The sequence below is a fragment of the Mammaliicoccus lentus genome, from assembly GCF_947036595.1.
Taxonomy (GTDB): domain Bacteria; phylum Bacillota; class Bacilli; order Staphylococcales; family Staphylococcaceae; genus Mammaliicoccus; species Mammaliicoccus lentus.
In genome coordinates this window covers 1,436,417-1,450,815 of the sequence record NZ_OX344834.1, presented here as the reverse complement: position 1 = coordinate 1,450,815, position 14,399 = coordinate 1,436,417, and the positions used below count along the sequence as shown (strand labels likewise).

The following is a 14,399-nucleotide window of genomic DNA, read 5'->3' as shown; positions in this document are numbered from 1 at the left end:
AAGTTAGTATACCACTTTTATTATGTATGTAAAATACTATTCTTTTAAAACTCTATAAAATATTTATATAAATTTTGTAAAATGTAATAAAAACTTTTATTTTGAAGAATAAGATTTTTCATTTTAAGAATACATCTTTGAGATTGACTATGTACTTAAGAAGTATTAATAAATAAAGTTTATATTTAATTGAATTAAAATAGAGAGTGCACGTGTGCACTCTCCTCTACTTATATATTATTAAGAAGCGTATTATTCTTTGTCTTCAGATTTTTTACGTCTGAATAATAATGTTAATCCACCAAATAATGAAGTGATACCTAATAAACCAGTTAGTTTACTTTCCTTTTCTCCAGTGTCAGGCAATACTTTTGCATCTTCATGGTCAATATTTGAATGAGCTTTAGATGATTGATTATTATTGCTCATGTCATTAGTTGCATTTTGATCATTTAAATTTGTATTGCTATTCTGTTGACTCATTGAACTGACATTATTTAATTCATAATTAATGTTAGTCACGCCATTATCTTCTGATGAAATGTCGTCTTTAGCAGCTAATTTAATAATATCGTTATTACTACTTAATTTATCATATTTATTCATGCTTTGTTTGTTTGTAATATTGCTATTATTTGTCATGACATTTCCATCAATGTGTGATTGTATAGAGTCCTTACTATCGAATGATTTTTCCTTGTTACTAAGCGCACCATTTTCTTTAGTATCAGAGTTCATTGGATTAGTACCTGAGATTTCTTTGTTTATATTGCTTATGCCGTCGCCATCAATATCTGTGTCTTGGTTATCTAGAGTACCATCATCATCTGTATCTTTAGATTGGTCAGTATTATTTGGATTGTCATCATCAGTATTAGATTGACCAGAATCATTGTTGTTTGGATCTTGGGCAGATGTTGTGATGTCAGGTTGAGTATTACCGTCTTTGTCAGTTGGTATTGTACTGTTTGAATCAGATTCATCTTTATTTGAGATACCATCTTTATCAGAATCTTCACTGCCATCTGAAATACCATTACCGTTAGAGTCTGAGTTCGTTGGATCCGTGCTTGCAACTTCTTTATCTTTATTATTTACACCGTCGCCATTATTAGTTTGCTCATTTTCACCAGTATTTGGTTGATCAGAACCATTGTTATTACCTGGTTTCTCATCTACACCATTGTTGCTTGGATTTTGCGATGGTGTTGTTGCGTCAGGTTGTATGTCACCATCATTATTAGTTGGTGTTGAAGCGCTTGGATTAGATTCATCTTTGTCAGCATCTTCACTGCCATCTGAAATTCCATTACTGTTAGTATCTGCATTCGTTGGATCTGTACTTGCAACTTCTTCATCTTTATTATTTACACCGTTACTTTCAATATCTGAGTCTTGGTTATTTGGTGTGTTATCGTTATTTGTATCTTTATATTGATCGGTATTATTCGGATTGTTGTTACCAGTATTAGATTGACCATTACCATCTTTGTCAGTTGGTATTGTACTGTTTGAATCAGATTCATCTTTATTCGAGATACCATCTTTATCAGCATCTTCACCGCCATCTGAAATACCATTACCGTTAGAGTCTGAGTTCGTTGGATCCGTGCTTGCAACTTCTTTATCTTTATTATTTACACCGTCGCCATTATTAGTTTGCTCATTTTCACCAGTATTTGGTTGATCAGAACCATTGTTATTACCTGGTTTCTCATCTACACCATTGTTGCTTGGATTTTGCGATGGTGTTGTTGCGTCAGGTTGTACGTCACCATCATTATTAGTTGGTGTTGAAGCGCTTGGATTAGATTCATCTTTATCAGCATCTTCACCGCCATCTGAAATACCATTACTATTAGAGTCTGAGTTCGTTGGATTCGTACTTGCAACATCTTCATCTTTATTATTTACACCGTCGCCATTATTAGTTTGTTCATTTCCACCAGTATTTGGTTGATCAGAACCATTGTTATTACCTGGTTTCTCATCTACACCATTGTTGCTTGGATTTTGCGATGGTGTTGTTACATTAGGTAGATTATTACCATCTTTGTCAGCATCTTCACCGCCATCTGAAATTCCATTACTGTTAGTATCTGCATTCGTTGGATCCGTGCTTGCAACATTTTCATCTTTATTATTAACACCGTTACCTTCAATATCTGAGTCTTGGTTATTTGGTGTGTTATCGTTATTTGTATCTTTATGTTGGTCGGCATTGCTCGGATTGTTGTTACCAGTATTAGATTGATTAGAACCATTGTTGTTAGAATCTTGCGATGGTTTTGTTACGTCAGGTTGTCCATCACCATCATTGTCAGTTGATGTTGTGTTGTTTGTATTAGATTCATCTTTATTATTTTTGCCATCACTGTTTATATCTGAATCTTGGTTATCCGTTGTATCATCAGTATCTTTTGGATTTGTTACCATAATTGAATCAGAAGCTTCAGAAGTATTAGGGTTTTCAGCTTTATCTGTCGCTTTCGCTGTGATGTTGCCTTCTGGTAAAGGTTTTGTAGGTGTAATCGTAGCTATACCGTTACCATCTGTTTCACCTTCTCCAATTTTGTTCCCATCTTTATCGAATAATTCTACTTTACTTCCTGGTTCTGCTTGAACTGTAATTGGTTCAGTCGTACCGCCTTTGCCAGTTAGGTCTGTTTGAATTACAGGTTTCGCAGGTGGAGTTGTATCTGTAACTTTCATTGAATCAGAAGGTTCAGACGTATTTGGTGTTTCAGCTTTATCTGTGGCCTTCGCTGTGATGTTACCTTCTGATAAAGGTTTAGTTGGTGTAATTACCGCATTACCTTGATTGTCAGCAGTACCTTCACCTATTTTGTTTCCATCTTTATCGAATAGTTCTACTTTTGAACCTGGTTCAGCTTGTACTGTAATTGGTTCAGTTGTACCGCCTTGGCCAGTTAAATCTGTTTGGATTAATGGTTTAGCTGGTGGAGTTGTATCTGTAGCTTTTATCGGTTCAGAAGCTTCAGACGTATTAGGATTTTCAGCTTTATCCGTAGCTTTCGCTGTGATGTTACCTTCTGGTAAAGGTTTAGTTGGGGTAATAATAGCGACACCATTATTATCTGTTTCGCCTTCTCCAATTTTGTTACCATCTTTATCGAATAACTCTACTTTTGAACCAGGTTCTGCTTGTACTGTAATTGGTTCAGTTGTGCCGCCTTTTCCTGTTAAGTCTGTTTGAATTACAGGCTTAGTTGGTGGAGTTGTGTCCGTAACTTTTATCGGCTCAGAAGCATCAGAAGTATTAGGGTTCTCAGCTTTATCTGTCGCTTTCGCAGTTACATTACCTTCTGATAAAGGTTTAGTTGGTGTAATCGTAGCTATACCGTTACTATCTGTTTCACCTTCACCAATCTTATTACCCTCTTTATCAAATAACTCTACTTTTGAACCTGGTTCAGATTGAACTGTAATTGGTTCAGACGTACCGCCTTTACCTGTTAAGTCTGTTTGGATTACAGGTTTAGCTGGTGGAGTTGTATCTGTAACTTTTATCGGTTCAGAAGCTTCAGACGTATTTGGTGTTTCAGCTTTATCTGTGGCCTTCGCTGTGATGTTACCTTCTGATAAAGGTTTAGTTGGTGTAATTACCGCATTACCTTGATCGTCAGCAGTACCTTCACCTATTTTGTTACCATCTTTATCGAATAATTCTACTTTACTTCCTGGTTCTGCTTGAACTGTAATTGGTTCAGTCGTACCGCCTTTACCTGTTAAGTCTGTTTGAATTATAGGTTTAGCTGGTGGAGTTGTATCTGTAACTTTTATCGGTTCAGAAGCTTCAGACGTATTAGGATTTTCAGCTTTATCTGTCGCTTTCGCTGTGATGTTACCTTCTGGTAAAGGTTTTGTCGGTGTAATCATAGCGACACCATTATTATCTGTTTCGCTTTCTCCAATTTTGTTTCCATCTTTATCGAATAACTCTACTTTTGAACCTGGTTCAGCTTGAACTGTAATTGGATCAGTTGTTCCGCCTTTGCCTGTTAGATCTGTTTGAATAACTGGTTTAGCTGGTGGAGTTGTATCTATAACTTTTATAGGTTCAGAAGGTTCAGAAGTATTAGGGTTCTCAGCTTTGTCTGTCGCTTTCGCTGTGATGTTACCTTCTGGTAAAGGTTTAGTTGGTGTAATTACCGCATTACCTTGATCATCAGCCGTGCCTTCACCTATTTTGTTACCATCTTTATCGAATAATTCTACTTTTGAACCTGGTTCAGCTTGAACTGTAATTGGTTCAGTTGTTCCGCCTTTGCCAGTTAGATCTGTTTGAATAACTGGTTTAGCTGGTGGAGTTGTATCTGTAACTTTTATAGGTTCAGAAGGTTCAGAAGTATTAGGGTTCTCAGCTTTGTCTGTCGCTTTCGCTGTGATGTTACCTTCTGGTAAAGGTTTTGTAGGTGTAATTACCGCATTACCTTGATCGTCAGCAGTACTTTCACCAATCTTATTACCATCTTTATCGAATAGTTCTACTTTTGAACCTGGTTCAGATTGAACTGTAATTGGGTCAGTAGTGCCACCTTTACCTGTTAAGTCTGTTTGGATTACAGGTTTAGCTGGTGGTGTTGTATCCGTAATATTTAGTTGGAATACTTTTGTAACTGTATTACCACTTGTATCTGTATAAGTAACCATTACATCATTTGTACCTTCAACAATTGGTGTACCTGTAATTTGGTTAGTTTGATTATTATAGTTTAAACCTGTTGGTAATCCAGTTACGCTTGTAGGTTTGATTTCTCCACTATTATCTGTCGCATTTGGAATCGTAATAGGATCAATAGCTTTATCTTTTTCAATTGATTGATTCTCAATTGTCGGACCTACTGGAGCTACTGTGTCATTGACTACTAACACAACGAGCACATCGTCATGAGTACCATCTGGGTAACTAACACGTACAGTTGTGTTTTTATTTCCTATAGTGCTTGTGTCTACTGGTGATGTGTATACATATTTTGTACCATTTGGTAATCCAGATGTATTAATAGATTGTTCAGCATTTGGATTTTCGTTGATTTCAACTGTTTGCTCTATGCTTTTAGGGTTAAATTTGTCTGCATCTGATACATTAGCGCGGTTTTCTATAAAATTAACATGGTTAGCTCTATTTGCTCTTGCTATATTTTCAGTCGCAACTCCTATTGCAACATAGAATTTACCGTTGTTTTTTCTTAGAATATCTTTAGATACTGTTGCCGTCATTTTAGCTATATATGAATTACGTCTATGATTAAGTTCTTCATGTATATAGTAGAAGTTATCTTCATCTGTTATTTTAGTTAAATTTCTATAATAATCTCTATCAACAGGAATCATCGCTTGATATACCATAGAATTAAGCTTGCTACCACCAGTAACTAGAGCTTTATTTTTCCAATTATTAAAAGTTCCGCTACCAGTTACTCTTTGTATAGAACCTGGTGTGAGTTTTACAAATGATGGTGCATAAACATAAAAACGTCCTCGTGCTTTATTAGATTCAGCTTTATTGAAATGGATAACATAATGAAACTCAACGTTATCTCCATTTTCTTTTACGTAACTATGTGCTATATGAGCATAGTCTGATACCTCTTGATCATTTGCTTTTTTGCCAAAAGCTTTACCAGTTATAACAAAATTGTCAGAGCTAGTCTCATTATTTACATTTTCTCTAGGTGCTGAATCATCATCACTTCTTAACTCTCTTCTTGTTCTAATACTTCTTTCTTCTCTTGGTTGTTTTACTGCAACAGCAGTTTTATTAGGCGTTTCAGTTTTGTCTAGTTTTTGTTCAGATTCAGTAGTTTTCTTCTCAGTTTGTGAATGTTCTTTAATTTCTGTTGATACTACTTCTTTTTGAACTTGTTCATTTTCTTTTGCTACTGTTTTAACTTCTGATTTTACAGCGTCATTATGATTTTTATTTTCTTTAACTTCTGGTGTTACTTTTGCTGGTTGAGAAGCTTCGTCATCTTTAGGTATCTCCATTTCTTCAACCGTATCTTGTTTGACAGGAACTTCTTGTTTATTGTCTATTTCGTTCTTAACTTCTAATTTATTGATTGATTCTTCAGGTTTCGAAGACTCTGCTATAGAGTCAACTTTCTCTTGTTCTACTTGTTGCTTAATTATTTCTTCAGATTTAGCTTGTTCTGTTGATTCATCAGTTGCTGACTGATTTGTAGAAGTTGCTTCAGTCGTGTTAACTGCTTCTTCAACTTCCTTTTCAGCTTTTGATACTTCATTTTCTTTCTCTTTTTCTGTTACTTCAAGTTTAGTAGCATCTACAGTATTTTCAGATGCAAAAGCATGGTGTGTTGGAGAGCTTAGGAATATGAGAGTCCCGACTAATATCGAGCACGCTCCAACAGTATACTTTCTAATACTAAACTTCTGTAATCGCCGTTGCTTATCCATCAGTAAACTCCTTTATATTTTTATTTTTGGAGAGCAACTTAACTCATAAGGCGATTCATTTTTACTATTCAGTTTTGATATTAATCATAAGATGTACATTTTATTTAATTGAATCATTAATATGAGTCAAGTGCACAATCATTTTATGCAAATTCAATTATTTAATCATAGAATAAAAAATTATTTCAAGTTCTGTCCAATAAGAAATGGAACTAATTGTAATTTGCACCAAATTAGTATACCACCTTATTTTTGTATGTAAATACTATTTTTATAAAAATCTATGTTTTATTTATTTAAATTCACAAAAATGTAAAAAACTTTTGTTTCGAAAATGTGATTTTATTTTTGTTGAAGACTAATTATAAATCTTTGTTTTGTTTGAAGTATGGACTGTGTTCGTGTAAGTTTAAAATAATGAACATTTAAATTGAAAGAGTTGAATATCATGCCACAAATATATTTTGATGCTGCTACTAAAGGTAATCCTGGAGAAAGTACTTGTGCTTCTGTTATCATTATTGATAATGAAAGATATCACTTTACGGAGTACATCGGTTCATTAGATAACCATAGTGCTGAATGGGTAGCTTTTATAAAGTCTTTAGAGAAATCTCATGAATTAGATGTAAAGACAGCATTAGTGTATACAGATTCTAAGTTGATCGAAGATAGTTTAAATAAGAGATTTACTAAAAACGCTTTGTTTAAACCGTATTTTGAAGCTTTCAAAGAATTAGAAACAAAATTTGATTTAGTATTCGTAAAATGGATACCACGTGCCAAGAATAAAGAAGCGAACCAACTTGCTCAAACTGCTTTAAGAAAGCATTTGAAAAAATCTAAATAAATTAAAAAACGAGTCTGGGAGATAAGTAAATGTCTCAGACTCGTTTTTTTACATTGATCGTATTAGTTGTTATTAAGGTAATTTCTAAATCATAATTTACTTTGGATTTTCTGCCTTATTAATCCAACATCAACGCTTGCTTCTTTATTAATCCCACTAAAAAGGGAGTGGGACAGAAATCTCATTTTAATAAATAGATTTCGTAATCCAACCCCGGCAAGGATGACTAGGATTGGAAAAAGCTTGATATAATCGCATTTTCAATCCAGTCAGCTACTGCCATTATAATAAAAGAGGCTGAGACATGTATTTATGTCCCAGCCTCGTCTGTCATTATGAAAAGTTACTCATCAAGTATTTACTTGAAACGAATAAATCATGTTCATTACAAATAGTAATTGAATTTTCTATATGATGATTGTATTCCATTTTTGCCAATAATTCTTCTGTTTCAAGTGGTACATTTGTATGAATTGCTGCTAAACGTTTAGACATTTCTAAGTCAGCTTGATAAGTTGTAATTTTATTTTGTTGGCCAGGTGTTAATGTTTCTAGATTAGCCATAACATTTTCTACGGATTGATGTTCTTGTATTAATTTAATAGCAGTTTTCTCGCCTATTCCTTTAACACCTGGATAACCATCTGCTGTATCACCCATAAATGCTTTTACATCTACTAATTGCGATGGCTCTAAACCGTATTCTTCTCTAAATCTGTTTAAATCATATTTATTATATAGGTTAAAACCTTTTTTAGTTAACCATACATGTACATCAGTATCTATACATTGTAATAAATCTCTGTCACCGCTCACGATATAAGTTTCATGTCCCTTTGCTTGTGCTTTTTTACTAATAGTACCAATTACATCATCTGCTTCGTAATTAGTAATACCTAAGTTGCAGAAACCTAATTTTGAAGCTATATCTTTAGCTTTATCAAATTGAGGTACCATTTCTTCTGGTGGTGCAACACGATTTGATTTGTATGCTTCAAACATATCATTTCTAAATGTTTTTGAACCCATATCCCAACATATTGCCACATGGGTAGGTTTTATGTCGTTAACAGCTGTAAATGCGTGTCTTACAAATCCTTGAATTGCATTTGTTGGTGTACCAGCTGAATCTCTCATAAATTGTTTGTGTACACTCGTCGCATAAAAGTGTCTAAATAATAAAGCCATTCCATCTATTAATAAAATTCTATTTCCCATTTATTTCGCCTCTATATTTCTTTTAAGATTTTTTCAATTCTTTCTATTAAATCATTATTAATATTAATAGATAAGTAAGAATCGATAAGTTTATTTGTTTCTATATTGTATTCTTCAATGTATTGTTCTGCTTGTTCATCATAACTGTTTAAATTTTGTTTAATTTCATCATCAAAAGTTACTATTGGAGAATCAATTAATTCCATTGTATCATTTAGAATCCCTTTTTGAATCTCTTTAGCTTTAGATGTTTTTAATAGATCTTTTTTAGATATTGTTCGAACAGTTTTATCAGCTAAATCATTTAAATGGATACTGATTGCATGAACTGAAACTTTATTTTCAAACTCGTGCTTGAATTTAGAAATTAAAATTGATGCTTCATTTAATTCTACTATTGTAGGTGTTAATAATTCATCAAAAGTTTTATTATAAAAATTCTTCAGTCTTTCAGTAATTAATGAACTTTCCAAACTTAACTTTTGGTTAATATCATCTATATATTGTTTCGTGTTCGTTTGTAATGAAGTTTTGAAATCATTTGTAACGGTTGAAGTATTAAAATGTTTTTTCACGATATCATTTAGCTGAATCATGAGTCTGTCTTTTAGATAATATAGTTGGTCATCTATTTCTTTATCTAATTGATGATGTGACTTCACGACAATTTGATTGTTAAAGTTTGTTTGATTTTTATATTTAAGTAAAGTATCTTTTCTTTTTTCGAATTGATCTTTATCTTGTCTATACGTAGTAACCATTTGTTCTAGTTCATTTTCTAATTGATTAATTCTAGATTCTACTTGTGACTGTAGAACTTGTTTACTTTCAACTTTTACAAAATGATCAAGCGCGTTCATAAATTTTGTGAAGTATTCGTCATATTCTTTAATAGCATTTTTACTTGAGACTGGGTAACACTCAGGTTTAATATTTAATGCATCTAAAGATGATTCTACATATGAAATAACAGCTTCTTTATCTTCTTCGGATTCAGCTAAGTCAATCGCGTTAATTACGAATTTCAAACCTTGAGATTGCTGCAAGTTATTCATGTCGCGCATATATGATAGAAATTCTCCGTCTTTATCTGTAAATGCATGATTATAGTAGCTGACATAAATGATAAGGTCACTAGATGCAATGATTTGTTCAGTTTCTCTTGTATGACGTTGGTTGTTTGAGTTCAAACCTGGAGAGTCTATTATAACTTTATCTTTTAACCAATCCTCTTCTAATCTTAAATGAATCTTATGAACAAATGCAGCGTGTGTATCATTAGCTGTTAATTTTTCAAGTTCTTCTAGTTCAAATTGTACAGGTTTATTATTATTTAAGGCTTCTACGTATTCATAAAAGTTTGTTTCTATCGCCTCAAAAAATGCTAAGTGATTACTTGATAAGGATGGATGACTTTTAATATTCTTGTCTTTAATAAATGATTCTATCGATTCATATGATTGATTAGCGAATTCCGTAATATGATTTATTTCTTCTAATAACTGATCATATGTCTTAAACAACACTTCTTGTGTATTACCATAGCTAATTTCTGTAATACTAGCTGTAGTTGGATTAGGTGAACTTAATAGTATCGGTCGTTTTAAGATAGCATTGATTAAACTACTTTTACCAGCACTAAATGTACCGAAAACAGCAATTTTTGTTATGTTTTCATCCATTCGCTCTATTTGATTTTTAATGTTTGTTACTTCACTTTGATATATCGGTAAATCAGATAAAGTTTGAACTTTTTCTTTCAATAATGCCATGTTACTTTCTTTGTGTTCAATTATGTTCTCAGATGTCTTTTTAACTTTTGCTTCGTTGTTGTTAATGTTTAAGTCTTCTATTTTTATATATGTACGATCAATCAATTTATCTATAGATTCATCTAAGTGTATATAATAATGCTGGAAATTATTTGTTACGAGCGAAGTTAATAATTCGTTATATTCTATAAATTCTTCATATAAGCTTAGTTGATCCGTATTTTCATATGAATTTACTTTTACTTCACTATTTTGAACGATTTCTTCTATTATACTATTCGTTTCATTTCGAATTTGTCTTGTGATGATATCCGTAATACCTTTTGTATATATTAAGACATAGTCATTAGTAATGTTCGGTTGTTCTTGTACATGTTCAGCTAAAGCTTCTTTAGAAATTGTATATTTTTGATTAATTATTTTTTCAAACAGATTTGAGTCATTAATATATTTATTTAAATTTTCTAATGACTTAATCCATACTTTAGTTATTTCATCATGAATTTTTAAATCTAATTGTTCTTTAACTAAATCTAATTTTTCATTTTGTATGGCTTCTTTTTTCTTTTCTTTATTAAATAAGCCTTTAACCTTATATTCCTTCGCTGTTGTTTCTAAATATTTTCTAATTGTTTCTCTCATTTCATAAGGCATTAAATAAGCATTATCTAATATTTCTTTTCTCGTGTCTTTTAAGTTTTGTCTGAATTCATCTTTATTTTGTATAAGTGAATGCTCATTTTGTACGTTGTACTTTTCTTTGTAAGCTTTGTAATCTTCATCAAAAGTTTCTTCAGTAGAATCGATTTCAGATAGAATGTCTTCCATATTATTCTTAATATATTCTAGTTGATCATTTTTAATATAATTTGTCACGCGTTCAATAAAATGTTGATGTTCTGTTCTATTTTTATCTAATTCGTGAATAAAATGATTAAACTTTTCTTTCTCGTTATATTTTGTTTCAAATTTAGAAACATAAAATACTTCTTCTACGTTTAAATTCCAATCTTTTAGTGCTTTATTCACACGATTTTTATAAATTTCAAATGAAATTTCTTCATCATCATGTTTGTCAATTTGATTTACGACTAGAATGACTGGTATATCAAGTTTGTTTAATGACTTTATAAAGTTAAAATTCATGTCTGATTGAACATGATTATAATCGACAGTATAAAATACGTAATTTGATGTTAATAAATATTGAAAAGCACTTTCTCTATGATTATCACTCATTGAGTCTACGCCCGGTGTATCTTGGAAAGTAAATCCTTTATTAAATTTATCAGACGTAAATTCAATTTCTATCGACTCTACTTCCCTATCCTCAGTATTTAACTTCTTTACGTCTTCTTGTTCTTGTACAACTGTATATTGATTATCATTTAAATTTACCGAAATGCTATTTTGATTAGATGCTATTAATTGTGCAGTGTTACTTGTCGTCGGTACCGGTGAACTCGGTAAAATATTCTGTCCAATGACATTATTTATTAATGTTGATTTACCTGCAGAAAAGTGGCCGACAAAACTTACAGTATATTGTTTGTTATAAACTTTTTTTATCATTTCATTAATTTGCTTAATCAATGAAATGTTCGAAGATTTTTCGATTTCTTTTTTCAATTTATATAATAAGTCTAATGATTCTTGATTGCTTTTCATTATTAATCCCCTTTAAATAAGCGCAAATAATTTTGATAATGTGATTTAAATCACATATTTTTCTCAATCTCTACTCTATTATAAGTAATGAAGAGAATATAAGAAAGGATGAATCATATGACAAGGCAAAATAATCAAACGATTAAAGAAGCTGAACACCATTCACATGACGATTTAGACTTAAGTGGAACATTGTATTCAGTTTTTACAATAGGAGGTATTTTTGCAGTATTATGGGTAATTTGTTTCATTTTATATCTTGTAAGAATTTAAGGGGGGATTTACGTGCATAAGTATGAAAAAATCTGGCTGACAACTGGAATCAGTTCCTTAGTTCTATTTTTAGCGATATTAATTATTACGGCGTTACATAACGGACACACGCCTGCAGCATCAGGTAGAGAATACATTAACCCTGATAGAGTTGATGAAATTGAACCATTTAATAAACCAGGTTTGCACAAAGTTAGCGGGAAAGACTATGACTATGAACTCGTATTCGTAGCTTCAGCATTTAGCTATCAACCAGCAAAGGTTGAAATACCGAAAGGATCTAAAGTAAAAATCATTGCTACAAGCAAAGATACGTTACATGGCTTTAGTTTACCAGGTACGAACGTAAATATGATGTTAGAACCTGGACATATAAGTCAGTATGAAAAAAAGTTTGACGAAAAACGTGAATACCTCATTTTATGTAATGAATATTGTGGTATTGGACATGCCGATATGAAGTCGATGATAAAGGTTGTGGATAAGAAATGATAGAACGTTTAAGCAAAAAAGATAGTAAACTTGTTATGGCACATATGTACGTAGCAATTTGTTGTTTAATCCTAGGGGGACTCGCAGGTTTACTACAAACTTTTGTTAGATCAGGTTTATTACAACTACCTAAATCAATTTCATACTATCAAATACTTACTGTACACGGTATTGTATTAGCGTTAGTATTAACGACTTTCTTTATTATTGGATTTCAATATTCAGCAGTAGCGAAGACGGCAGGAAATCTGTCACCACTACAAAGAAAGTTAGGTTGGATTGGATTTTGGGTAATGGTTGTAGGTACAGCAATGGCTGCAACTATGGTCCTTTTAAATAAGGCAACTGTTTTATATACATTTTATGCACCTTTGAAAGCACACGTTATATTCTATGTTGGAATGGCTTTAGTCGTAGTTGGTAGTTGGATTTCTGTAAGCGGACAAATTTTAAAATATGCAGAATTTAAGAAAAAGAATCCTGGTAAGAAATCACCATTATTAAGTTATATGGTTACGATTAACGATGTTATGTGGATTGTCTGCTCTTTAGGGGTAGCATCAACAGTTCTTTTCCAACTTATACCTTGGTCTTTAGGTTTAGTTGAAAGAGTCGACGTCTCATTAAGTAGAACACTCTTTTGGTATTTTGGACATGCACTTGTTTACTTTTGGCTTTTGCCTGCTTATATGTGTTGGTATGCTATTGTTCCAAAAATTATTGGTGCAAAAGCTTTCTCTGACAATTTAGCTAGAATGTCATTCATGCTATTCTTATTCTTCAGTATTCCAGTTGGGATTCATCATCAATTAGTTGAACCAGGTATTGATGATATATGGAAATACTTCCAAGTTATTTTAACATTCATGGTTGTCGTACCATCATTTATGACAGCGTTTAGCCTTTTTGCAACTTTTGAAAATTATGGGCGTTCATTAGGATATAAAGGTTTATTCGGTTGGTTTAAATCTCTACCATGGAATGATGCAAGATTTGTATTACCGTTTTTAGGAATGCTAGCGTTTATACCAGGTGGTGCTGGTGGTTTAGTAAACGCTTCGGCACAAATGAATGGATTAATTCATAATACAATTTGGGTTACTGGACACTTCCATTTAACAGTTGCTTCAGCAGTAATACTAACGTTCTTTGGTATGATGTATTGGTTAATACCACATTGTACAGGTAGAAAATTAACTAAGTTTACAAATAAATTAGCGATTATTCAAGGTTATACATGGGCAATTGGGATGACGGTTATGAGTGGCGCAATGCATTATATCGGTTTAGTTAAAGGGGCACCTAGAAGATCTGCATTTTCAACATACGGTGGATCTAAACAAGCAGCTGAATGGGTTCCATATCAAATACTGCAAGCAGTTGGCGGAACGATACTATTTATATCAATTATCTTAGTAGTAATGGTATTTATACATTTAGTTTTCCTTTCACCTAAAGGAGACGAAGAATACCCAGTAGCTGAAGCTTTAGATCAAGACGCACCAGTTATTAAATTCGCAGAGAATTGGAGATTCTTAATCATTGTTACAGTATTATTAATCTTAATCGCTTATACCTTCCCTATCGGACAAATGTTTACCGACCCACCACCAGGAGCAAAAGGAATGGGCGAAGGTAAACTTTGGTAATATTATAATTAGAACAGGAGCGGGACAGTTATGATG

Annotated in this window: 7 protein-coding genes; 4 read left to right on the top strand and 3 right to left on the bottom strand. The window is 32.4% G+C overall.

Annotation, left to right across the window (positions count from 1 at the left end; translation table 11 throughout):
• Nucleotides 1-252: 252 nt before the first annotated feature.
• Nucleotides 253-6,441, bottom strand: coding sequence for an Ig-like domain-containing protein (locus ACNMOQ_RS07235; protein ID WP_416349624.1), 6,189 nt, complete (start codon nucleotides 6,439-6,441; stop codon nucleotides 253-255).
• A 448-nt stretch (nucleotides 6,442-6,889) separates the two neighbouring features.
• On the opposite strand from ACNMOQ_RS07235, the gene ACNMOQ_RS07230 reads away from it, so the two are divergent.
• On the top strand, nucleotides 6,890-7,291 hold the full coding sequence (locus ACNMOQ_RS07230) for a ribonuclease HI family protein (protein WP_416349623.1): 402 nt from the start codon (nucleotides 6,890-6,892) through the stop codon (nucleotides 7,289-7,291).
• A gap of 333 nt (nucleotides 7,292-7,624) precedes the next feature.
• Here ACNMOQ_RS07230 and ACNMOQ_RS07225 read toward each other — a convergent pair whose 3' ends face one another.
• Both ACNMOQ_RS07225 and ACNMOQ_RS07220 read right to left on the bottom strand, forming a co-directional pair.
• Nucleotides 7,625-8,509 carry a 5'-3' exonuclease gene (locus ACNMOQ_RS07225; RefSeq protein WP_416349622.1) on the bottom strand — a complete coding sequence of 295 codons (885 nt, stop codon included), beginning with the start codon at nucleotides 8,507-8,509 and terminating at the stop codon, nucleotides 7,625-7,627.
• Between the two features lie 11 nt (nucleotides 8,510-8,520).
• Nucleotides 8,521-11,949 (bottom strand): dynamin family protein, encoded by a 3,429-nt coding sequence (locus ACNMOQ_RS07220; protein WP_416349621.1) that lies wholly within the window; start codon nucleotides 11,947-11,949, stop codon nucleotides 8,521-8,523.
• A gap of 117 nt (nucleotides 11,950-12,066) precedes the next feature.
• Here ACNMOQ_RS07220 and ACNMOQ_RS07215 point away from each other — a divergent pair, with 117 nt between their 5' ends.
• Genes ACNMOQ_RS07215 through ACNMOQ_RS07205 form a run of 3 tightly spaced genes read left to right on the top strand, consistent with a single transcriptional unit; the run spans nucleotide 12,067 to nucleotide 14,363 of the window.
• The gene (locus tag ACNMOQ_RS07215) at nucleotides 12,067-12,222 is read left to right on the top strand and encodes a hypothetical protein (protein WP_167751224.1); all 156 of its coding nucleotides are present in this window, start codon (nucleotides 12,067-12,069) and stop codon (nucleotides 12,220-12,222) included.
• Between the two features lie 12 nt (nucleotides 12,223-12,234).
• Nucleotides 12,235-12,714 (top strand): cytochrome c oxidase subunit II, encoded by a 480-nt coding sequence (locus ACNMOQ_RS07210; protein ID WP_174700876.1) that lies wholly within the window; start codon nucleotides 12,235-12,237, stop codon nucleotides 12,712-12,714.
• Nucleotides 12,711-14,363 carry a b(o/a)3-type cytochrome-c oxidase subunit 1 gene (locus tag ACNMOQ_RS07205; RefSeq protein ID WP_135031035.1) on the top strand — a complete coding sequence of 551 codons (1,653 nt, stop codon included), beginning with the start codon at nucleotides 12,711-12,713 and terminating at the stop codon, nucleotides 14,361-14,363. Before ACNMOQ_RS07210 ends, ACNMOQ_RS07205 begins: the two co-directional genes overlap by 4 nt.
• Nucleotides 14,364-14,399 lie beyond the last annotated feature (36 nt).

Bases quoted from the DNA above. Each gene is read 5' to 3' on its own strand.
- ACNMOQ_RS07235 (WP_416349624.1), bottom strand. From the start codon at position 6,441: ATGGATAAGCAACGGCGATTACAGAAGTTTAGTATTAGAAAGTATACT.
- ACNMOQ_RS07230 (WP_416349623.1), top strand. From the start codon at position 6,890: ATGCCACAAATATATTTTGATGCTGCTACTAAAGGTAATCCTGGAGAA.
- ACNMOQ_RS07225 (WP_416349622.1), bottom strand. From the start codon at position 8,509: ATGGGAAATAGAATTTTATTAATAGATGGAATGGCTTTATTATTTAGA.
- ACNMOQ_RS07220 (WP_416349621.1), bottom strand. From the start codon at position 11,949: ATGAAAAGCAATCAAGAATCATTAGACTTATTATATAAATTGAAAAAA.
- ACNMOQ_RS07215 (WP_167751224.1), top strand. From the start codon at position 12,067: ATGACAAGGCAAAATAATCAAACGATTAAAGAAGCTGAACACCATTCA.
- ACNMOQ_RS07205 (WP_135031035.1), top strand. From the start codon at position 12,711: ATGATAGAACGTTTAAGCAAAAAAGATAGTAAACTTGTTATGGCACAT.